Below are 20,729 nucleotides of genomic sequence, written 5' to 3' on the forward strand. Positions count from 1 at the left end.
TGACCGAATTTGTGTTATACTACTCGCTTATCGTAGGGGTGCTTTTCCTGGGATGGCTTGTATATGTGGTCATGCTCTATTATAAAATGGGAAGGGGCAAAGATTAACCCCTGCCCCTTTATAAATGATCTGATCTGGATTGTTGTTTACTTCGTTTTAAGGGTATCTGTTACACTCCCGCAATTTAACATTACTTCCCCGTAATACGGATTTAATACCTCTTCAGTGGTACTCAGCCAGTCGGCCCCCTTGTTCTGATTTGCCATCGGGCAATTCTGCACGTATAATTTTTCGGGGAGTTCGTCCATACTTTTGGCAAGGGTTACCATGACATCCGATAATATAACCAGGTGCGCTCTTTGCGATTCGATCTCCTCATTGTTTCCAATGGCGGTGATCATTTGTCCGGCTTGTTTTACCAGTTTTGATTCTGCCTCCCCCAGGATAGAGATATCGAGTTTCTCATATTCCGACAATACCTTCCTTGCCTGCTGTTTAACACCCTGTGCATCGGTGTTTACAAAGTATTCGTTCATTTGGATGTAGGCTGAAATAAGTGGCCAAAGAGTTTTCTGAAAACTACCTGGTAATACCAGTGGTTCATTACCGCTTGCGTCCTGCTTTTCCTCCCTGTTCATCATAGAGGGTTTGCCTTGTAACTGTGCCGCTGCATCTATGGTAAAGGTTCCCTGAGTAACCACCTGCTCGCCTTGCTCTAATCCGGCCAATACTTCATAGGCATCATTCATTTCACCGCCCAGTTCAATTTCCCGTAATTCAAAGACCGGTTCGTTGGTGTCCGGTTGAACATATACCACAGAACGGGTTCCGGTCCACATGACTGCCGATTTAGGGATTACGATACCCGAATTGGACAGGTCTTCTCCAACCCCGGCGGTTGCTTTGATAAACATTCCCGGTTTAAATAAGCCTTCGGTATTTTCTAACTCCGCCCGCACTCTGGCAGTCCGGTTGGCCGTGTTGAGCAAAGGGTCGATAAATTCAATGCTGCTTTCAAAGCTTTTCCCTGGATAGGCGTTAGCTGTGATGTTGAGTGTCTGTCCTTCATTTAAAACCGCCAGTTGATTCTCATACGCATCCAGAACAGCCCAGACACTGTTCAGGTTGGCAATGCGGTAAAGCGGTTGTCCTTGTTTTACGTAATCGCCTTCATTGATAAGCTTTTCCGTTACTGTTCCTGAAATATTGGCGTATACCGGGAAGAATTCCTGTACCCTACCCCTGGTCTCGATCTCTGAGATCTGCTTTTCAGAAAGTTTCCAGAGTTTTAGTTTATTTCTAACGGCTTTGTACAAAGCAGGCTGATTTTCCTTGAGCCCTGCCGCAGTGAGAAGTTCCTGTTGGGCGGCTACGAGTTCAGGAGAATATATGGTAGCCAGTAATTGTCCCTGACGTACCGCTTCCCCTGTGGTGTTAATGTATAGGTCTTCTATACGTCCCCCGAAGTAGGCTGCCTGCACCAGGGTATTTTTTTCATTAGCAACAATTTTTCCGGATAGCCGGATACTCGATGCGCCTTCTGAATTGCTTCCCGCGGTAGTAGTGTTGATATTGGCCAGAGCTACTGCCTGTTCACTCATACGGAACTGGTTGACCGCTAATCCGTCTGCCCCTGTCTCTGCCGGAATCAGGTCCATCCCGCAAATGGGACAATCGCCGGGCTCGGGCTGCATGATCTGGGGGTGCATGGAACAGGTATACATTTGCGCCACGCCGGTTTCTGTTTCGTGCTCATGGTCTGTAGTAGCCGTGTTGTTACCTCCAAAGATCAACCATCCCAGTACCAGGCCCAGAGCCAGGATACCAATATAAATTCCAGTTTTTTTCATGATCTTACTTTTATTCGTTTTTTTAGTTTTCTAACAGTAGGAGAAGAAATGTACCAAAGGATGAAGCCACTGAGCACGGTAATGAGCCCCAAAAGGGAGAAGGCTCGCAAAACGGTGGTGTTAAAATTATCCCTTCCTTCATAATCCATGGTATGGGTCATCCATAAGAAGTCAAAAATGCGCCAGTCCCGGTGTCTTACCGTCTGGAACTTTCCGTCTTTCATGGAGACATAGGCCTTGAGCTGTTCATCCCCTTCATAGGAGATCACATAGGCCGGGAGCATTTTCTCCCGGTATTCGTGGTGATCACCTGCCTCCGCGATGGAAGCCACCGAGGCTACCTGCAGCTCATCCTGCATATAACTAGAGGCAACGCTAAGGGCTTCCTCCTCAGAGATGGTGGCCTTTGGTGCACCGGTATGGGCATTGTACAGCATGTTTTTATTTACCCAGTAGTAGGGTTGTTCGTCAATAACCCTTAATTCCAGGTAATTGATACCTTCGGAAACCTCAAGGGTGGAAGGGGAGACCAGGGCTTTTTGTTTCCCGGGCTCAAAGTTCAGGTTTTTAAACTGGTCGCCATGGATCTCATCAATGTCGGTCCAGCTAAAATACATGCCGCTTACAGTCCACATGATGAATTGCAAGCCGAGGATGATCCCCAGGTAACGGTGGGCCTTTCTCAGGGCCATTGCTTTTTTTCGATCGATCATTTTAAGGTTTTGATTTGGGCACTTCTAAGGCGAAGGGCATTGGTAATTACGGATACAGAACTGAAACTCATGGCCAGGGCCGCTATCATAGGCGATAGTAAAACCCCGAAGAAGGGGTAGAGTACCCCTGCGGCTACCGGTACTCCGATCATATTATATATCAGGGCAAAGAACAGGTTCTGTTTTATATTGGTCATCACTTTTTCACTGAGCATTCTGGCCTTCACCAGCCCGCTGATATCTCCTTTAAGCAAGGTGAGTTGTGCACTTTCAATGGCTACATCGGTACCCGTTCCCATGGCAATTCCTATGTCGCTTTGGGCAAGAGCAGGGGCATCATTAATACCATCTCCGGTCATGGCTACAATCTCTCCCTGATCCTGGAGGTCCTTCACTATCTTTAGTTTGTCTTCGGGTAAAAGTCCGGCCCGGAAGTCAGAGATCCCGATATGGCTGGCTACTGCTTTGGCCGTATCTGCATTATCCCCGGTTAGCATGATCACCCGAAGGCCATGTTGCTGGAGGGTATTAATGGCGTTTTTACTGTTTTTTCGGATCTTGTCTGTAATGACAACATACCCTGCCAAGACCCCGTTAATTGCCATAAGAGGTACGGTCTTTCCTTCCTTTTGAATCCGGGCGATCTCATCTGCCACCCCGGGCGAAATCGCGACTCCTTCTTCCTTTAGGAAGTTTTGATTTCCGAGAAGAATGGTAGCCTGATCTGTCACCCCTCTTACCCCTTTGCCGGTGACGGCCTCAAAATCCTGTACCTCTTTCAGAGGGATATGGAGTTCTTTAGCATGGGTTACCATGGCGTCTGCCAAGGGGTGCTCGCTGTTGCTGTTGATGGTCGCTGCCATCCCGGCCAGGGAGGCTTCGGTATATTCCGGGTGGGTGGAGACCACTTTTTCCACGGCAGGTTTTCCTTCTGTCAGTGTTCCGGTTTTATCGGTGAGCACTACGGTTGCTTTTGCCATTTTTTCAAGAGCTTCAGCATTTTTAACCAGAACCCCCGATTGTGCCCCTTTTCCAACTCCGACCATGACAGACATGGGGGTGGCAAGTCCCAGGGCGCAGGGACAGGCAATGATCAAAACCGCAATGGCGTTGATAAGGGCATAGCTCAGGGAAGGTTCCGGCCCCCAGATCGCCCATATGGCAAAGGTGATCAGGGCGGTGAGCACAACGATGGGTACAAACCAAGCCGAAATACGATCGGCCAGGTTTTGAATAGGAGCCCGGGACCGACTGGCCTCATTCACTAAATGGATGATCTGGGCTAGCAGCGTGTCTTTTCCTACCTTTTCAGCCTCCATAGTAAAACTCCGGTTTCCGTTAACGGTACCTGCCTTGACGGGATCCCCCTCATGCTTTTCAACACCCAAAGGTTCGCCTGTGATCATCGATTCGTCGATTACGGTATTCCCTTCTGATACATGGCCGTCTACGGGAATCTTCTCTCCTGGCTTTACCTTGAGCAGATCTCCTGTCCTTATCTGGGATACAGCAATGATTTCTTCCTTGCCATTAACGACCCGGGTGGCCTGGTTGGGCGTAAGTTGCAACAACTCTTTTACGGCCGCATTGGTTTTTCGATGCGCACGGGCCTCCAGTAACTGTCCGAGTAATACCAGGGTAAGGATCACCGTTGCCGACTCGAAATACAGGTGTACGGTACCATCTCCGGTTTTAAACTGGTCCGGAAAAATATCGGGAAACAAGAGGGCAACAAGACTGTAGATCCAAGCAACTCCGGCTCCGATACCAATCAGGGTAAACATGTTAAGGTTCCAGTATTTTAAAGACCTCCAGGCCCGTTCAAAGAACATCCAGGTCGCGTAAAACACCACCGGTATAGAGAGCAGCAGTTGCAGCCAGTCCCAGTACACCCGGTCCATGAGGTTATAGAGTGGGTTTGGATGCAGCATATCTGACATCGCTATCAGAAATACGGGTAGGGTAAAAGCAACGGCAACTTTAAATTTTTTTAATAATCGGGTATATGTATCGTCTTCTGCATCAGCCTCGGCATCTTTAGGAACGAGGTCCATTCCGCAGATGGGACAAGATCCGGGACCATCCTGTTCGACCTCGGGATGCATGGGACAGGTGTAAATTACAGGAGTATTCGAAGTAACGGCCTGTTTTACCAGGTCCATTCCACATACCGGACAGTCGCCGGGTTGGTCATAGGTTTTATCGCCCTCACAATGCATAGGGCAATACCAGGAACCGGGCGAATCTGATGATTCGGAAGAGACTTGTTTTTTCGGTTGTGGCGGGGCCGTATAGTTTTCGGGATGAATACTGTAGTTGCCACCTTCTTCCTCAAAGGCTTTTTGTAAGGTTTCCAGGGGAATATGATGCTCCATGCTCACCACGGCTTTCTTAGCCTCGAGATCAACCCGGGCCTCAAGTACCCCCTCCTGTTTTTTCAAAAGGGATTCAACATGGGCTCGGCAACCGTTACAACTCATTCCTTCTATGTGGTAGGTATGTTTCATCCTGTGATATTTATTGGGTAGCACCCCGGGTTTAGGATTCCCGGGGTACCCAATCTGATTATTTTATGGTTTCCTTCACCGCTCCACAGTGAAGCATTTTGTCTCCGAAATACGGGTTCATGATCTCTTTGTTGTCTGAGATCCATGAGGCTCCGGTATTGTTAAATGCCATCGGGCAATACTGTCTGTACACCTCTCCTGAGGTCAGAGCTCCGTTCATCATCTCAGATACGGCTGCAGTAATGGCAACAAACGCCTTGCGCTGCGCTTCAACATCTTCAGACTGGGCAATCGTCTGGGCAGCAGCTTTCAATGCTTCCTGGTCTCCGGCTTTATCAGCCAGTGTACTGGCAGCAGTAGCAGCTGCAGCGGCATCGGTAGCTACCAGGGCATCCTTAAGTGCGATATAGGCTTTAAAGGTTTCTGCTGTAGCTTCGTCTTTGAATTCAAGGGCAGCAGTTTGCTGGTCGCTGTTCATGTTTCCATGGTCTTCATGCATGCCTTCCTGGTTGTGCATGGCTTCTTGATCGTCCTTATGCATTCCGTCATGCATCTCTACTTGGTCATTGGCGGCTTCTTCAGCCTTCTTTTTATCCTCTGTTCCGCAGGAAGTAAATGCAGTGAATACCAATCCACTCATTAAAAGTGCAGCAAGGGTTTTGTTTACTCGTTTCATGTTGTAGTACTTAAATAATTAATAATTAATGATTCATTATAATAGGAGCGAACCTCATCGATAAGGCTCATTTCAAATCGCAACTGCATATCCTGGATATCCAGCAATTCATTGAAATCGATTGTTCCGGTTTCATAGGACCTGAGCAGGATTTCCATGGCATTTTCTGCTTCCCTGATATTCTTCTGCAGGGTTTCCGTATTGATCCTGGCTGTGGTTCGGGAATTTACAGCTTCGTATAATACCGTTTCAAGGCGGTTTCTGCGTTCCTGACGGTCAAATTCTAGGCTTTGTATTTTCATATCATTCTGCCGTGATACAGACCGGTATTTTTTATTGAATAGCGGAATGGTAACCGATACCATAGGCATGATAATATCCTTTCCGTTGTCTGCCGGGTTCATATCAGTCCGTTTTTCCACTGGAATATAATCCAGTCCGAAACCCAGGTTAGGAGCAGCCTCCTTTTTGTTGAGTTCCTCTGACTGCACCACAGACTCGTACATCTCTTCGAATTTCACCAGTTCCGGATGCAGATCCAGGTTGATGGTTTGCATATCCATTGCTTCCACTTGGAGCATGAGGGTGTCGGGCAGGGTGACCGGGGCAGTGCTTTCAGTACCGGTAAGATTGTGAAAACGAACTGTTTCGGTTTCCGTTTGTTGTTTTAAAAGGGCCAGTTTGTTCTCCAGCTCGTTTTTCCGGATCTGGATCTTAAACACAGATACCGCAGATCCTTTCCCAGTTTCCAGTCCGCTAAGGGCCAGTTGTTCATAGGAGTCGGTTAAGGTAAGCTGTCTCGAGACCACTTCCATTTTTTTCTTCAGCGCGTACAACCGGTAATAGGTTCCGGAGAGCTCCAGGATAAGCTTACGCTCCCTGATGAGTACCTCCAGGGCCTGGGCATCGGCCAGGGAGGCGGTAAAGTTCTGCCGGGCAGAGATATTCCCAAACCAGGGAATCATTTGCTTTACCGAGAATCTCGCACGCTGTGCACCGGTACGCGTTTCCGGTTCACTCACAAAGTATCCTACCCCAAATTCTGTATTGGGAAGGGCGTTGACTTCTTCCGTTTTTTCCTTGCTGATCTCATAGGCCAGCCGGCTGGAAGCCAGGTCCGGATTATGTTCCAGTGCCTGTAATATATACGTTTGTAACAGGGGGGAAGGATCCTGGGCGTATATGGTAAAACCTGAAGTGAGGCTCAGGGCCAGGGCCAAAAGATATCGGGTGTGTTTCATGACTGTTTTCTTTTAAGTTGGAATTCCTTAACCATACTGAACAATACCGGAACCACAAACAGGGTGATCAGGGCGATGGTCATTCCTCCGAAGGCCGGGATGGCCATCGGGATCATAATATCGCTGCCACGCCCGGTAGAGGTAAGTATCGGGATCAGGGCCAGCAGGGTAGTAGCCGTGGTCATTAAACATGGACGGATACGTTTTTCTCCGGCCTCGATAACGGAATCCCTGATCTCGCGAACCGTGTCGGGAGTATTCGCCCTGAAGGTTTGTGTGAGGTAGGTGGCCATCACCACCCCGTCGTCGGTGGCAATTCCGAAAAGCGCAATAAAACCAACCCATACAGCAACACTGAGATTGATGGTTTTTATGTTAAGCAGGCTTCTGAAATGAATCCCGAACAATTCAAAGTTCATAAACCATTCCTGTCCGTATAACCAGATCATAATAAAACCTCCGGCAAAGGCAACGGCGATCCCTGTAAAAACCATCAGGGAGGTGGTTACCGAGCGAAACTGGAAGTACAGGATCAGGAAAATAATGAGCAGTGATAAGGGAACCACCAGTTGAAGGGTCTTTTCTGCTCTTAGCTGATTTTCGTAGGTCCCGGTAAATTTAAAACTTATCCCGGAGGGTACTACCAGGTCTCCGGATTCAATGCGGTTTCTGATTTCTTTTTGCGCATTCTCCACCACATCTACTTCCGCAAATCCGTCTACCTTGTCAAACAGTACATAGCCTACCAGGAAAGTGTCTTCGCTCTTGATCATTTGCGGACCCTTTTCGTAACGGATATGGGCAACCTCACTCAGGGGGATCTGACTTCGGTCTGCGGTGGTCAGGAAGATGTTTTCCAGGGCCCCGGGATCGTTTCTGAGTTCCCGCGGATAGCGCACCCTCACCCCGTAACGTTCCCGTCCTTCCACGGTTTGGGTGAGGGGCATGCCTCCCACAACCACTTCAAGGGTTTTTTGAGCCTCTTCTACAGTAATCCCGTAACGGGCCAGTTGCTCGCGGTCAAGATCGATCAGCAGGTAAGGCTTTCCAACGATACGGTCTGCAAATACGGCCTCGTCCTTAACCCCCTCTGCGGTTTTCAGGATATTTTCCAATTCCATCCCGAACGCCTCGATCTTATTGAGGTCCTGACCTTTTATCTTAATCCCCATAGGCGCCCGCATTCCGGTTTGTAACATCACCAGGCGCGTTTCAATAGGTTGCAGCTTAGGGGCAGAAGTAACCCCTGGGAGTTTGGTAACCCTGACGATCTCGTTCCAGATGTCGTCGGGAGTGCGAATTTCAGGCCTCCAGTTTCTGTAGTAAGCTCCGTCTTCATCAGGGATCAGTTCGTCTGTATCTGCAGGGAACCCTGACGGAATGACAGGGATATCGTTATTTCTGTCCTGATTGGGATTCACTGCGGTGCCCCCGGACTTTAGTACGAATGCTCCCGATGCATCTACCCGGTATCTTTGTTTTTCTCCGGACTCATTTTCCTTGTATTCCGGGTGATAGAGGATAATGTTCTCATACATGGAAAGCGGCGCAGGATCGAGCGCACTCTCCGTTCTTCCGGCCTTACCAACAACCGTGGCGATCTCCGGTATGGATTGTACCGCCATATCGAGCTGTTGCAATACCCGCTTGTTTTCTGCCACTCCCGAATGGGGGAGGGAGGTAGGCATCAATAGAAAGGACCCCTCATTTAGAGCCGGCATAAATTCCTTACCGGTGTTTCTCCAGATAGCAAGCCCCAGGATGATCAGGGTGGTGGGAACTATCAGGAATACTTTTTTATGGTTCAGCGTCCAGCGTAAAATCCGGGAATAATGTCTTATAAAAAGTGTAAAGGCTCCCAATAACCCGAAACAGATAAGGGAAACAAAGATGATGTTAGGAACCACAGACCGGTCAAAGCCCAGGGGACGCCAATAGGTGGCCAACAGCAGCACAATAGCCAGGGCAGTGAGTCCTGTATGCCACCAGGTACGTTTTTGCTCGGTTATCTTTTTGGAGAATGCAAGGTGGTTTACCACAGCGAACCCCGGAAGTACCAGTCCTGCCCAATACCCTTTCACCAGGGCATAGCCACCCAGGAGGATCAGGACGATGTTCCAAAAGTGTTTCAGCCAGCCTTTTCCTGTCCTGCGTTTAAAGAGCATTGCTGCAAATGGCGGAATCAGGAAAAGGGTTACTATAATGGATGCTGTAAGGGCCATGGTCTTGGTAAAGGCCAGCGGACGGAACAGTTTTCCTTCGGCACCGATCATGGTAAAGACCGGGATAAAACTAATAATTGTGGTTAGTACGGCCGTAATGATAGCTCCGGATACTTCGGTGGTTGCCTGATACACAATCGTGTTTACCGGTTGACTTTCCCCTTTCTCTTCCAGGTGCCTGATGATATTTTCCGAGAGAATTACCCCGACATCTACCATGGTTCCAATGGCAATGGCAATTCCGGACAATGCCACAATGTTCGCATCTACGTGAAAGATCTTCATGGAAATAAATACCATGAGCACGGCGATGGGCAGCAGCCCTGAAATAAGAACAGAAGCTCTGAGATTATAAACCATCACTATGATCACAAGGATGGTGATCAGGATCTCGAAGGTAAGGGCTTCATTAAGGGTTCCCAGGGTTTCTTCAATAAGCTCGGAACGGTCATAGAAGGGAACAACGGTAAGTTTAGAAAGGCGACCGTCTTTTAATTCCTTAGAGGGCAATCCATCTTTCAGTTCTGCGATCCGGGCTTTAACATTGTTGATCACTTCCATGGGGTTGGCCCCGTAACGGGCCACAACCACACCGCCAACGACTTCGGCTCCTTCCTTATCCAGGATGCCCCGACGTTCTGCCGGACCCATGGAAACCTTTGCAATGTCGCCGATACGCAGGGGGGTGTAGTTGTTTACGGCGACAACCGCCTGCTCGAGATCCTTCAGGTCTTTGATATACCCGAGTCCGCGTACCAGGTATTCTGCCTGGTTGATCTCTATGGTCTGTGCTCCCACATCGCGGTTACTTTCCTTAACGGCTTTCACCACCTGATTTAAGGTGATGTTGTACTGACGCATGAGCTCCGGATCCAGATCAATATGGTATTCCCTGACGTAACCTCCTATCGAACTCACCTCTGAGACGCCCCCTGCAGAGGATAAGGCATATTTTACATAGTAATCCTGGATACTTCTTAGCTCCTGAAGGGTCCATCCTCCGGTGGTGTTACCATCCTGATCTCTTCCTTCAAGGGTATACCAGAAGATCTGTCCCAAACCTGTGGCATCGGGACCCAGAGAAGGATTTACCCCATCAGGCAGGAGGCCCGAAGGGAGGGAGTTGAGTTTTTCCAGGATACGAGATCTGCTCCAGTAGAACTCGATGTCTTCTTCGAAAATGATGTAAATACTGGAAAACCCGAACATGGAAGTACTTCGGATGGTCTTTACCCCTGGTATGCCCAAAAGAGAGGAGGTCAGGGGATAGGTTACCTGGTCCTGGATATCCTGGGGCGACCGTCCCGGCCATTTGGTGAATACGATTTGCTGATTTTCTCCAATATCCGGAATGGCATCAACGGCAACCGGGTCATTGGGTAACAGGGGAGTCTCCCAGTTAAAGGGGGCAACCATGATGCCCCATCCGGTAAAGCATACCAGCAGAATTACTGCGATGAGTTTGTTCTCTATAAGAAACTTAATAGTGCGATTAAGCATAGGATCTGAATGTGGTTTTAGACAAAGAATAGTTGAGGCCTGACATGAAGTTGCCAGCCCTTAAAAGGTCTTAAAACCGGATCAGATTAAGTATGATTCGTAAAATACAGGAAGATCTTTAATGAGGAGGGGCGGACTGTAATCCTTGAATTCAGGTCGCTCGGGAGTTTCCTCTTCAAAGAAAAGAGAGAAGGAATACATGAAAGCAGCGATAACCACCTGGGGAACTTCGGACGACCCATCCTGGGCCGGACTTACTTCGTCCTGGCCTTCGATCAGAATGTGCTCCTCAGAACAACACGGGGTAGCATCAACCTGTTCGCCCTTCGTTGTTTCTGCCATCATCATATCCATGCCGCAGTCTTCAGCAGGCAGTATCAACGAAACATCGACGAGGTGATCCATACAATAGTGCTTATTGATGGAAAATGACATCGTCGAGAACATGACCACAAAGGCCATGAGCATCGCTGATATTTTCTTGATAACCGCTTTCATTTCAACTAACAAAAGTAATACTCTTTTTTTTAATAAAAATAATTTGTTGTGAAAACGCTGTTAAAAGGAGTATGTACACCTCTTGAAAGGCAAGGTGGGTTAGCGGTTAGCGCGAATGAAAACCGTTTATTCTATTTCGCCTTCCCAGCAAATATTTGCCTCTTTTTGCTCTGTAATGGCTTTATAGTGGTTGTAGGTGGCCTCGTTGATGGTCATGTCAAATTCGCCACTACCGGCGTTGTTCTCCAGGGTAGCCGTGTAATTGCAGGTATTGTCCACGCATCCGTAACTCAATCCAATCAGGTAGAGTTCACATTGGGCGTCTTCGCCGGGATTTTCTTCCGTTTTCGTGCAGGAGAAAAAAATGCTGACTGCAGTGCACAGCAATAGCAGGCGTTTGCTTTGGTTAAGTAGGTTCATTTTAGTTCGGATTTGGTATCGCAAGAAAAGAAAAATCTTATAAATATTAAACAATTCTCATTATTTCCGTCTTATAATGGGTGGAATATGATGGCTGTAAGGGAATTATGACTTAAATTTAGGGGTCACCTAAACCAATACAGTGCGTTATGACTGATCTGTGGAAACTAGTAGTTCTTGCCCTTTTTATATGTATTTCCTGTGAAAGTGAAGATGATGCTTCAGAAATTACCGGTACCCTGGACGGAACATGGAAGCTTGAAGCCAGAATTTATGACGGAAGCAGGGAGTCGCTCACCGAATGCGAAATGATGCAAACCGTAACATTTTCCGGGGAAGAATCCCTGAGCATGTACTGGCTTGAGATACCACCTTGCGAATTTTCAGGGTATACCGGCACCTACATCCTTAACGGGGAGCAACTAAGTGTAACCCTGCCCGAATGGCCGGATAGTAACGGGGCTTTTATTTCGAATTACAAGGTTTTATTACTTAGCGAATCGGATCTTCGTGTAGAGTTGCTCAACGACAGCGAAAGAGGAGACTACCCTGACGAGGAAAAAACGATTCTTATTTTTGAAAAGGAAAGTCCTGCATCCTAAATGTGCCGGGGATACCTCTTTTGAACTTCCATTACTGATGCGTAGGCACCAGGCCCCGGAGTCCCATGTCTGCCAATTGTTCTCCGGCAGCCGGCTCATATTTTCCGTCGGCGTTTACCTCCTGCCATTCAAAACTGTTATTGACGGAGAAACTCAGATTGATGGTAATATTCTTTGATTCGTTACCGGTGATCACCAGAGGTTCCGTAAATGCCCCTGTAACCACACAGGAGCCCTGGGGAATGGGAGAGGTTTCAAATAAGGGGTTCGGCACGGTAACTGCGCCTTCCGGGGCTTGTCCGGAAAAGGTTTGGCCCAGGGTCTCAAAGATCCAGAATCCCTGAAGTTTATTTTCGTTGACGGCGACCACCTCACCATTGATATCTACAGAAGATATATAGTTGTTATATCCCAGGAAGCTTGCAATTGTGCCTTGTAAAAGTGCTCCGTTGTTCAAAAAATCAATGGTGCCGTTCTGATAGGAAATAGAAACACGTACCCAGGTATAGGTGCCGGGGGCTAATCCGGAAAGCGGTATTTCCATAAAGTTTTCATTATGAGCAACCACCCTGGCCTTTTCGAAGTCGATGGCTTTTTCACCTCCTGCATTGGTCTCTTCTCCCATGTAGATAATTTGACCCTCTCCCAATGGGGTCAGGGCATCCGGGGTAAGTTCGATATAGTGGGCGCTCATCCCGTTAACAACAGGGGTCTGTGCGGCGTTTCCGGCTGGAATTCCTGCCGGTTGGCCGAGATTGTTAAGACGTTCCTGGGTGTCACTGAATTGCATTTTCACCACAAGGGTGGGTTCAGAAGTTGTTTCGGTATCGTCTGTATTACAACTCCAGAATAGGCTGCATGTAAATAGGAGGACTAGGTAGGTTCTCATGGTTAGGGCACGTTTAGTGTAAGTGTAATATTACAAAAATTCCCGAAATGAGTTATCGATGCTTATTAATGGAATGGAGATCAATAGTATTTTAATATGCCCTCAAATTAAAGGGTTCTCAGCGTAATCCTATGCCGAGGATCACGCCAAAGGATTCATAGGGGAACCAGGTATTGTTGGATCGCATGTTTTGGGTGGTTTGATATCTGAATTCAAGTGAAACAGCATTGCGGAATTTATAACCGGCACCAAATCCTGCATTGACATTAGAATCGAAAGAAACACCGCCGGTGGCATTATGGATCGCTGCCTTTGACGGGAAGTCAAAAAATAAGGCAGCATTGATAAAGAATTGATGGTGGGTGCTGAGAAACATATAATGTCGCACTCCGATGGGAAGCTCCAGGCTGTTATAGGTAGCGGTTGCTTCCCGGGTGATCTGGAAGTCTCCGTCCTGGTAGATGGGGAATTCTCCGCTTTCCTCATACCCTCTCAGGGTAGGCTCTGTTATAATCGCCCATTTATTTTTGTTGAAGGGCAGGGTGTACTCTAATTCCAGTCCCAGCGTGAAGCTGGTATTGCTGCCAAATTCCAGGGCTGGTTTCCCGGGATTGTTCTGGTCTTCTACAGAGAGAGAAGAGAACTGTATTCCCGGCCTTAGCCTGATATGAAAGGTACGATCCTTATAGGTCTTTTGGATACTTCTTTTTTCACTGGTCATCGGGGTTATCCCATTATAGCGATTAAAATAAGCGACCAGGTCTTCTACCTGGTACTGTAGTTTTTGGATGGCCCCAAGATCGTAGTCAGGGATTTTCAGATCGCTCCAGAGTTGCTGGTGAAAGCGGTTATTAGTCCCGACAGAGTTCACTCCAAATTGATAACGTTTGTAGATCAGCGGAGTAATGGGTTGTCCGGGGGTGCTGTAAAAGAATCGCTTGCGGTTGGCATTGATGTAGGCGTATAAGGTGGATTTTCCCTCCGAAAGAACTTTCAGTAGTATCTGCTCTTCCTTAAAATCGGGTCTGCGTTCGCGACTTAATGCATTCGAATTGTCTGAAGACTGATCTACTTGTACAACTGCCCTGATGTATTTTGATCCTGTTTCCAGTCCGAATTCTGCTACCTCTTCCTTGGCTAGCCTGGTTGAGGTTCCTTCCGGAGTAGACCGGAACCGGATCTTTTCCGGGTTGTTAAGCCAGTCTTCATTTTCGATATATCCTTCGTGTAACTCATTGGAATTGTCGAGGTACCAGCCTTTTTCAAAACCGATCTGGGCCGTTAGGGTAAACGAGAAAAGGAAGGCAAGCAGGCAAAAGCTTATTTTCATATCACGCTGGGTTGGAACGTGCTCCGGGAAGGGAGGACTTCATCTACAGCGCACAAATATATAAGAAAATACTGACATTTATATAGACTATTTACATCAATATAGCTTTTGCAAAAGAGGTTTGTGCAGAAGTAACTGGGGTATAATGCTTTAGCAGGTAACAGGGGATGCTGCAGCCGGATACCTCAAAAAGCGCCAACTGTGGAATCTTCAGAAGGTATGAGGTGTTTTTAAAATACCGAAAAGAAGTTTCCCTAGGTATTTCTAACGTAGACCAGGTTCTTATTTCCCCTTGGATTTTTACGAATTTCCACCTTGAACTGAGGGATGGATTTGATGAGGGGGGTAAGTTTGGAAAACCCGTAATTCCGGGAGTCAAAGTTGGGTTGTTTCTTTTGAAGTAAGGCTCCAACCTCGCCCAGAAATGCCCATCCTTCTTCATCTTCCAGGTCGGAGATAGTGGTGGCGATCAGGCGTATCACCTTTGGGGTGATCTTGTCGATCCTGGCTTTTCTGCGTTCTTCAGGACGTGCTTTATCGCTGGACTCTTCCGGTTCTTCGTGAAGGATCTCCAGGTAAATAAACCGGTCGCAGGAGGCGATAAAGGGTTCCGGGGTTTTTTTCTCTCCGATCCCAAAAACAGTCATTCCCGCTTCTCTCAGCCGAATGGCGAGGCGGGTAAAATCACTGTCGCTGGATACCAGACAAAATCCGTTAACCTTTCCGGAATAAAGGATATCCATGGCATCGATGATCATGGCCGAATCGGTTGCATTTTTGCCTCGGGTATATCCGTATTGCTGTATAGGGGTAATGGCATTTTCCAGCAGCACTTTTTTCCATTTGCCCAAACGGGGCTTGGTCCAGTCGCCGTAAATACGCTTCAGGGTAGGATTACCGTATTTGGCAATCTCTTCCAGCATTTCCTTTACATAGGTGGAGGGTACATTGTCGCCGTCGATAAGAACAGCAAGATTAAGGTCTGAAGGGCCCATTTACTCTTCGTTCCTGCGCTGGTATTCCAGCTTGTATTTTGCCTTGGCGATCTCCTCGCGACGGGCGGCAGATGGTTTTGTGAAGTGTTGATTCTCACGAAGCCTCTGGATCTGTTGGGTCTTTCTAACCTTTTGCTTGTACCTTTTTAAGGCGCGATCGATATTTTCTCCTGGTTTTATATTGATAATAAGCATATGGATGTATTTTATGTAATTATAAAAAAAAAGGGAGGTAATGCCAAAGCACTACCTCCCCGGGAATTCTTTAGTCGATTACTTCAACGTTAATGGCATTAATCCCTTTTTTGCCTCTTTCGGTTTCAAATTGTACACGATCATTATCACGGATCTCGTCAATAAGACCTGTTGAGTGTACGAAAATGTCTTCTCCACCATCTTCTGAGGTGATGAATCCGAATCCTTTTGTTCTGTTGAAGAACTTTACTGTTCCTTCTTTCATGGTATAAAAATTAAAATGTGATGAAATCAGATCGTTCTTTGGTCACCGCATATGCAGGATAATTTGCCTGTACATGCTGAATGCCCGGATCTGAAAAGCAAAAAATAAAAAAGAGGAAATAATTATCTGAAGGGATGAAAGATTTCTTGATCTGATTGAATCTTCTGCTATTTGCGGCAAAGAAACGATTTTCTAGTGGTTTTAACTAATATAATCGGGTTTACTTTGAGTTCAATGAGTTTTGAGCCACTTGAAAAAAGGTGGGTGATGTCTTCATTTTTCCAGCTATAACGGGGGATAAGCAACGTTTATACGCACGGTTTTGGGTGTAAAATAAATTTAGTCATCTTCGAAAAGGCTTTCTTTGGTATTCATTAAGTAAGGTTTTACCTCTGTTTTTCCTTCAATACAGATGTAAAGCCGAAGTAGGAGCCGTAAAATTTTTAACTTAAGCCATGCAAATTAAATCAATACAGGATGTATAGCTTTCGTTTATATGCCCAGGTAGTCTTACCCCTGGTTCTAAATCTCGTTTTTATGGTTACCACCGCTACGGCCCAACAGCAGCCCGTTCGAATCGGGATCTCCGGATTGTCTCATACGCATGTTCACTGGATCCTGGGTAGAGAAGAGGTGGGAGATATTGAAATTGCAGGTATAGCAGAACCCGACAGGGAACTTGCCAGGCGTTATGCAGCGCAGTACGGTTTTTCCATGGATAAGGTATACCCTGACCTGGAGTCGCTGATCGCAGCCGTGTCCCCGGAAGGGGTTGTTGCTTTCGGCCCCATCTCCGAACACCTGAAGGTGGTGGAATCCTGTGCGCCTAAGGGAATTCATGTCATGGTGGAGAAGCCCCTGGCCATTAGTATGGATCATGCCATGAAAATGAAGGCCCTCGCAGAGGAGCACCAGGTACATTTGCTAACCAATTATGAGACGACCTGGTATCCTACCCACCATAACCTTAAAGATCGAATGGAAAAGGGAGAGATCGGGGCTTTGCGAAAGGTGATCGTAAGGGATGGGCACCGGGGCCCGAAAAAGATAGGTGTAGATCCGGAATTCCTCTCCTGGTTAACAGACCCTGAATACAACGGGGCCGGGGCCTTAATGGATTTTGGGTGTTACGGAGCTAACCTCATGACCTGGATCATGGAAGGGGAAAGGCCGGTAAGTGTAACCGCGGTGACCCAGCAATTGCAAAAGGAGAATAACCCCAAAGTTGATGACGAAGCCGTTATTATACTTGCCTATCCTGAAACCAACGCGCTGATCCAGGCCTCGTGGAACTGGCCGGTTGGGCGAAAGGATATGGAGGTATACGGGTTAGACGGGGTATTGTATGCCGATAATCGCAATACCCTTAGAAAACGCCTGGCCGAAGGCTATGACGGATATTCAGAGGAAACCTTTATTCTGGAAGAGCGACAATATCCGTTTAATGATCCCTTTGCCTTTTTCGCCGGGGTGATAAGGGGGGCGGTCAGCTTAAATGCCATGGACCTTTCCTCCCTTGAAAATAACCTGGTGGTTATGGAGATCCTCGATGCGGCGCTGAAAAGTGCGAAGTCAGGAGAAACGGTCAGGCTACCTGAAGATTAAGATTTTCAGGGGAGTGTTAATCTACCGCGTCCCGGGGGCTGCTTACCCTCCGGGAAACCGGAAAACGATACCTCCGCCAACAGAAAATTGATAAATTGTGGAATAGCTGTCAAAGCTGATGCCTGATCCTCCTGTGCCAAAGTATATACCTCCGCCAACGGCCTGCACTACCGAGGCTAGCGCAGCCTCTACCCTGAAGGCCAGCCGGTCTGTAAGCCATAAATTGGAGCCACCTCGAATCTGCCAGGCAAACTTGGTGTAGGAGTCACTCGACCTTAAGTCCGGATTGTTCACGTGAAAGATCCCTATGCCAAGCCCTGCGCCTAAAAAGGGTTCGGCCCTTTCACTCAAAGGGAAATACCGGGTGCTGTTCAGCATGATGTAATTAATGGCCAGGTCATAGTCTGTAAATTCGATGCCGGCGAAGTTTCCAACCCGGTAAGAAATGGGAGCCCCGGTATCCTGCCTTAAATACTGGATTTCTAAAGCTGTTCTGCCCTGGATAAGATATTCTATCCCGGCACCCCATCGAAACCCGTCTTCGATCTTACCTTCAAAATAGGAGTTACCTCCGAAATAGGAAGAAAACCGGTCCTGGAAGACATAGGAGCCGTAGGTATTCAAACGGATCTCCTGGGCATAGGTTACTGAAAAGGCCAGAAAGAGCAGGCTAAGGCTTAAATATGGTTTCATCTTGAATCTGTTTAGGAGCAGGCAGAACAGGGAGATGGCGGCATGGATATTTAAAAATACGGAATATTTAGGTTTAATGTTTTTATGGTGAGAAGTTTATCGTGCAGGGTTAAAGGTTTAAAAGGCTTGAGGTATAAAGTATTTCTTTGCCCGAAATTGAACTCTTCCCTCAAACTCATTTCTGAAACTCATCCTGAAGCGTATCCCTCAAACTCCAATACAAAAAACGCGACCCCTTTCGGAGCCGCGCAGCAATATACAACCTGTTATAGTGGTTTACTTAGATTCTTCAGCCGGTTCTACAGCGCTGATCACGTCTCTCATGATTCGCCATTTTCCATCAGTTTTTTTCCACAGGGTAGAGTAGAGTCCGGATTCAACAACGGTACCATCAGCGATCAAAATTTCATACGATCCTATTTCGGTGGCGAAATCCCCTTGTTGAAAAACCTCACGAGTTTCGGTTTTAATGGACATGTCCTGTTCCATCATTGGTTTGTGAACATCCACAATGGTTGCTCTCCCTTTAAGCGCTGGTTTCCCGGAAAACTTTAATAGTGCATCCTCCGTCCAGCAAGATGCAAATCCTTCTACATCTTTAGCCTTGAAAGCCTCCGTCATTTCTGCTAATCGGTTTTCGATAGCTTCTTTTGCTGTATCATCCTGTGCATAGCCTGTTACCGAACATAACAGCAGTGATGCTGTAAGGACTATTTTAGTTAAAATGGATTTCATGTTAAAATGTTTATCGGTTAGTTTTCAGGAAGATAAGGAATTATATTAACAAGTGAAAACTGTATATGTATAGCGATATGTGTGCGCCTTTCAACAAGGGCTAGTGATAAGTCTTTCATGTGTCTGAGGTCACCATGGAGAACATGGTGTAACTACGTTTCCGGGGTTTATACGTTTGATATTTTGCTTCCGGTTCCCGAAAAAAAGAAGGGCTGCCTGAAACAGACAGCCCTATTTGGTGGGATTACCGATTTGTTGGTTAAGGTTGCTAACTCAAATCAACTATTCTGATGAGTTCGGCATGCAAAACTTAGTTCACGTCCCACCATAGTTTGGTATGCAGGTTATCGGGACCTTGCTTGGATACGATCTCGTCGTAGTTAGCCTTGTTATTAGACTCCACGGAAGCATCGTAGGCATGTCTTACAGGAATTCTCTGGTCTCCTGCAAACTCCGAAGGCGTGAGTGCCGGAGCATCCAGTCTTCTCCACTCTGCCCAGGCTTCCGGTCCGTTCAGGTAAAGGGCCACCCATTTTTCGTAGGCGATGTCCTCAATGGTAACCGCGGTGTACCCGTCAACGTAGTTAGCGATGTCTTCAGCATCAACCCCCCAGTATTCCATAGAAGCAGTAATACCTTCCTTGAACAGGGTAAGGGCATCTGCACCACCTACGGTCCAGTTATTAAGGGCAGCTTCGGCCAAAGATAACTTCATCTGGGCTGCAGTATAAATTGGAGTAGGGAAGGTGTTGTCTTCGTAAATAATAACTGCCGGAGGAAACGAGTAATCCGGAACGTTTCCATTCACCTTTCCATCCGGAGCACCAACATAGAGCGAATCGTTCAAAGCAGGATACTTCGCTGCATCGGTAAGTGCAGGGAATACCGGGTTCTGGAATACAGAATCTCTGGCAGGCATGGCATACTGGTATAATCTTGGGTCCAGGTTAGAACGCAGGGACTCGATCATGGTTTCAGACACGATATAGTCTTCACGGGTTTTAAACCTGTCATGCCATGGGCTGTCGCTCGCATCATCAGACCCGTACATGAACTCAATGTTCTCGTCATTGCTGTCGATATACTTTCCGGATGCGATCACTTCCTCGAACTTGCTTTTAGCAAGAGATGGATTGGCGTCAGAAATACGCAGGGCCATGGTCATTTTCAGGGAATTTGCAAAAAGTTCCCAACGCGACATATCGCCGCCAAACATCACATCGCCCTGAGGTCCTGGTGCCTCCATATTGATCATAGCCATAGCTTCTTCTACCTCAGTAAACATAATGTTGTAGAGTTCTTCCTGGGTATCGAACTTAGGCTGTGGGTTGTCTATTCCCTGGAAAGCTTCCGTCCATGGAAGACCTCCCCAGCGATCGGTCATAAACTGAAGGATATACGATCTGAGGATCTTGGCTACAGCGATCTGGTTGTCGTTGTTACCATAAGCCTCAGCCTCTCCTTTGGTGGCTTCGTTCGTGTTCAGCTTGATGATCTCGTTCAGGTTCTGAATGGGACCTGTGTAGTAATCATTATAATTATAGGTTAACACGGTATAACGGGATTCCCCGGGATACTGCCCCTCGGTGATCTGCTGGGTAAACAATACCCCGGAAAGGTGCGTACCGATGGTGGAAACCGTTTTTTCTGCCTCCGTTAGCAGCTGCGAGGTAACCGCAGCCCCGGGGCCGTTTGGATTGTCGTTAGTGTCGCCGAAGTCTACAGACTCACATGAGCAGGCCAGCACGGCTGCGCAAGACAACAGGGAAATATTTCTTAGGATTCTTTTCATT

The 20,729-nt window shown here is 47.3% G+C and carries 18 protein-coding genes; 2 read left to right on the plus strand and 16 right to left on the minus strand.

Annotated elements, in window-relative coordinates; translation table 11 throughout:
* Positions 1 to 146: 146 nt before the first annotated feature.
* The 8 genes from K7R11_RS07535 to K7R11_RS07570 all read right to left on the minus strand — a co-directional run bounded on the left by K7R11_RS07535 (position 147) and on the right by K7R11_RS07570 (position 11,627).
* Positions 147 to 1,850, minus strand: a complete 1,704-nt coding sequence (locus tag K7R11_RS07535; RefSeq protein ID WP_224489924.1) for an efflux RND transporter periplasmic adaptor subunit — start codon at positions 1,848 to 1,850, stop codon at positions 147 to 149.
* Complete coding sequence (locus tag K7R11_RS07540) at positions 1,847 to 2,563, minus strand: PepSY domain-containing protein (RefSeq protein ID WP_224489925.1); 717 nt, start codon at positions 2,561 to 2,563, stop codon at positions 1,847 to 1,849. The genes K7R11_RS07535 and K7R11_RS07540 overlap by 4 nt, the downstream gene beginning before the upstream one ends.
* Complete coding sequence (locus K7R11_RS07545) at positions 2,560 to 5,070, minus strand: heavy metal translocating P-type ATPase (RefSeq protein ID WP_224489926.1); 2,511 nt, start codon at positions 5,068 to 5,070, stop codon at positions 2,560 to 2,562. The genes K7R11_RS07540 and K7R11_RS07545 overlap by 4 nt, the downstream gene beginning before the upstream one ends.
* A gap of 58 nt (positions 5,071 to 5,128) precedes the next feature.
* Positions 5,129 to 5,746 (minus strand): DUF3347 domain-containing protein, encoded by a 618-nt coding sequence (locus K7R11_RS07550; RefSeq protein ID WP_224489927.1) that lies wholly within the window; start codon positions 5,744 to 5,746, stop codon positions 5,129 to 5,131.
* Positions 5,743 to 6,987 (minus strand): TolC family protein, encoded by a 1,245-nt coding sequence (locus tag K7R11_RS07555; protein ID WP_224489928.1) that lies wholly within the window; start codon positions 6,985 to 6,987, stop codon positions 5,743 to 5,745. Before K7R11_RS07555 ends, K7R11_RS07550 begins: the two co-directional genes overlap by 4 nt.
* Complete coding sequence (locus K7R11_RS07560) at positions 6,984 to 10,709, minus strand: efflux RND transporter permease subunit (protein ID WP_224489929.1); 3,726 nt, start codon at positions 10,707 to 10,709, stop codon at positions 6,984 to 6,986. The genes K7R11_RS07555 and K7R11_RS07560 overlap by 4 nt, the downstream gene beginning before the upstream one ends.
* Positions 10,710 to 10,790: 81 nt before the next feature.
* A complete protein-coding gene (locus K7R11_RS07565; RefSeq protein WP_224489930.1) occupies positions 10,791 to 11,207 on the minus strand; it encodes an HYC_CC_PP family protein in 417 nt (138 codons plus the stop codon).
* Positions 11,208 to 11,333: 126 nt separating this feature from the next.
* A complete protein-coding gene (locus K7R11_RS07570) occupies positions 11,334 to 11,627 on the minus strand; it encodes a hypothetical protein (RefSeq protein WP_224489931.1) in 294 nt (97 codons plus the stop codon).
* Positions 11,628 to 11,776: 149 nt separating this feature from the next.
* Here K7R11_RS07570 and K7R11_RS07575 point away from each other — a divergent pair, with 149 nt between their 5' ends.
* A complete protein-coding gene (locus K7R11_RS07575) occupies positions 11,777 to 12,229 on the plus strand; it encodes a lipocalin-like domain-containing protein (RefSeq protein WP_224489932.1) in 453 nt (150 codons plus the stop codon).
* A gap of 31 nt (positions 12,230 to 12,260) precedes the next feature.
* On the opposite strand, the gene K7R11_RS07580 is transcribed toward K7R11_RS07575, so the two are convergent.
* From K7R11_RS07580 to K7R11_RS07600, 5 genes are all read right to left on the minus strand, one after another.
* Positions 12,261 to 13,118 carry a hypothetical protein gene (locus tag K7R11_RS07580; protein WP_224489933.1) on the minus strand — a complete coding sequence of 286 codons (858 nt, stop codon included), beginning with the start codon at positions 13,116 to 13,118 and terminating at the stop codon, positions 12,261 to 12,263.
* A gap of 118 nt (positions 13,119 to 13,236) precedes the next feature.
* Positions 13,237 to 14,448 carry an outer membrane beta-barrel protein gene (locus K7R11_RS07585; protein WP_224489934.1) on the minus strand — a complete coding sequence of 404 codons (1,212 nt, stop codon included), beginning with the start codon at positions 14,446 to 14,448 and terminating at the stop codon, positions 13,237 to 13,239.
* Between the two features lie 254 nt (positions 14,449 to 14,702).
* Entirely contained in the window at positions 14,703 to 15,443 is a 741-nt protein-coding gene (locus tag K7R11_RS07590) for an NYN domain-containing protein (RefSeq protein WP_224489935.1), read from the minus strand.
* Complete coding sequence (gene rpsU / locus K7R11_RS07595; RefSeq protein ID WP_224489936.1) at positions 15,444 to 15,638, minus strand: 30S ribosomal protein S21; 195 nt, start codon at positions 15,636 to 15,638, stop codon at positions 15,444 to 15,446.
* Positions 15,639 to 15,708: 70 nt separating this feature from the next.
* The gene (locus K7R11_RS07600) at positions 15,709 to 15,903 is read right to left on the minus strand and encodes a cold-shock protein (RefSeq protein ID WP_224489937.1); all 195 of its coding nucleotides are present in this window, start codon (positions 15,901 to 15,903) and stop codon (positions 15,709 to 15,711) included.
* A gap of 477 nt (positions 15,904 to 16,380) precedes the next feature.
* Here K7R11_RS07600 and K7R11_RS07605 point away from each other — a divergent pair, with 477 nt between their 5' ends.
* Positions 16,381 to 17,508 (plus strand): Gfo/Idh/MocA family protein, encoded by a 1,128-nt coding sequence (locus K7R11_RS07605; protein ID WP_224489938.1) that lies wholly within the window; start codon positions 16,381 to 16,383, stop codon positions 17,506 to 17,508.
* Between the two features lie 42 nt (positions 17,509 to 17,550).
* On the opposite strand, the gene K7R11_RS07610 is transcribed toward K7R11_RS07605, so the two are convergent.
* The 3 genes from K7R11_RS07610 to K7R11_RS07620 form a co-directional block, all read right to left on the minus strand.
* The gene (locus K7R11_RS07610) at positions 17,551 to 18,201 is read right to left on the minus strand and encodes an outer membrane beta-barrel protein (protein WP_224489939.1); all 651 of its coding nucleotides are present in this window, start codon (positions 18,199 to 18,201) and stop codon (positions 17,551 to 17,553) included.
* Positions 18,202 to 18,477: 276 nt separating this feature from the next.
* Positions 18,478 to 18,936, minus strand: coding sequence for a YybH family protein (locus K7R11_RS07615; protein ID WP_224489940.1), 459 nt, complete (start codon positions 18,934 to 18,936; stop codon positions 18,478 to 18,480).
* A gap of 310 nt (positions 18,937 to 19,246) precedes the next feature.
* Positions 19,247 to 20,728, minus strand: coding sequence for a SusD/RagB family nutrient-binding outer membrane lipoprotein (locus K7R11_RS07620; RefSeq protein ID WP_224489941.1), 1,482 nt, complete (start codon positions 20,726 to 20,728; stop codon positions 19,247 to 19,249).
* Position 20,729 lies beyond the last annotated feature (1 nt).

The organism is Robertkochia flava (genome assembly GCF_020166515.1).
Lineage (GTDB): Bacteria > Bacteroidota > Bacteroidia > Flavobacteriales > Flavobacteriaceae > Robertkochia > Robertkochia flava.

What these genes read in the sequence shown, in the direction of transcription:
- K7R11_RS07560 (WP_224489929.1), bottom strand. Translation starts at nt 10,709, where the DNA reads ATGCTTAATCGCACTATTAAGTTTCTTATAGAGAACAAACTCATCGCA.
- K7R11_RS07565 (WP_224489930.1), bottom strand. Translation starts at nt 11,207, where the DNA reads ATGAAAGCGGTTATCAAGAAAATATCAGCGATGCTCATGGCCTTTGTG.
- K7R11_RS07605 (WP_224489938.1), top strand. Translation starts at nt 16,381, where the DNA reads ATGTATAGCTTTCGTTTATATGCCCAGGTAGTCTTACCCCTGGTTCTA.
- K7R11_RS07540 (WP_224489925.1), bottom strand. Translation starts at nt 2,563, where the DNA reads ATGATCGATCGAAAAAAAGCAATGGCCCTGAGAAAGGCCCACCGTTAC.
- K7R11_RS07575 (WP_224489932.1), top strand. Translation starts at nt 11,777, where the DNA reads ATGACTGATCTGTGGAAACTAGTAGTTCTTGCCCTTTTTATATGTATT.
- K7R11_RS07570 (WP_224489931.1), bottom strand. Translation starts at nt 11,627, where the DNA reads ATGAACCTACTTAACCAAAGCAAACGCCTGCTATTGCTGTGCACTGCA.
- K7R11_RS07580 (WP_224489933.1), bottom strand. Translation starts at nt 13,118, where the DNA reads ATGAGAACCTACCTAGTCCTCCTATTTACATGCAGCCTATTCTGGAGT.
- K7R11_RS07550 (WP_224489927.1), bottom strand. Translation starts at nt 5,746, where the DNA reads ATGAAACGAGTAAACAAAACCCTTGCTGCACTTTTAATGAGTGGATTG.
- K7R11_RS07590 (WP_224489935.1), bottom strand. Translation starts at nt 15,443, where the DNA reads ATGGGCCCTTCAGACCTTAATCTTGCTGTTCTTATCGACGGCGACAAT.
- K7R11_RS07610 (WP_224489939.1), bottom strand. Translation starts at nt 18,201, where the DNA reads ATGAAACCATATTTAAGCCTTAGCCTGCTCTTTCTGGCCTTTTCAGTA.
- K7R11_RS07535 (WP_224489924.1), bottom strand. Translation starts at nt 1,850, where the DNA reads ATGAAAAAAACTGGAATTTATATTGGTATCCTGGCTCTGGGCCTGGTA.
- rpsU (WP_224489936.1), bottom strand. Translation starts at nt 15,638, where the DNA reads ATGCTTATTATCAATATAAAACCAGGAGAAAATATCGATCGCGCCTTA.
- K7R11_RS07545 (WP_224489926.1), bottom strand. Translation starts at nt 5,070, where the DNA reads ATGAAACATACCTACCACATAGAAGGAATGAGTTGTAACGGTTGCCGA.
- K7R11_RS07615 (WP_224489940.1), bottom strand. Translation starts at nt 18,936, where the DNA reads ATGAAATCCATTTTAACTAAAATAGTCCTTACAGCATCACTGCTGTTA.
- K7R11_RS07620 (WP_224489941.1), bottom strand. Translation starts at nt 20,728, where the DNA reads ATGAAAAGAATCCTAAGAAATATTTCCCTGTTGTCTTGCGCAGCCGTG.
- K7R11_RS07600 (WP_224489937.1), bottom strand. Translation starts at nt 15,903, where the DNA reads ATGAAAGAAGGAACAGTAAAGTTCTTCAACAGAACAAAAGGATTCGGA.
- K7R11_RS07585 (WP_224489934.1), bottom strand. Translation starts at nt 14,448, where the DNA reads ATGAAAATAAGCTTTTGCCTGCTTGCCTTCCTTTTCTCGTTTACCCTA.
- K7R11_RS07555 (WP_224489928.1), bottom strand. Translation starts at nt 6,987, where the DNA reads ATGAAACACACCCGATATCTTTTGGCCCTGGCCCTGAGCCTCACTTCA.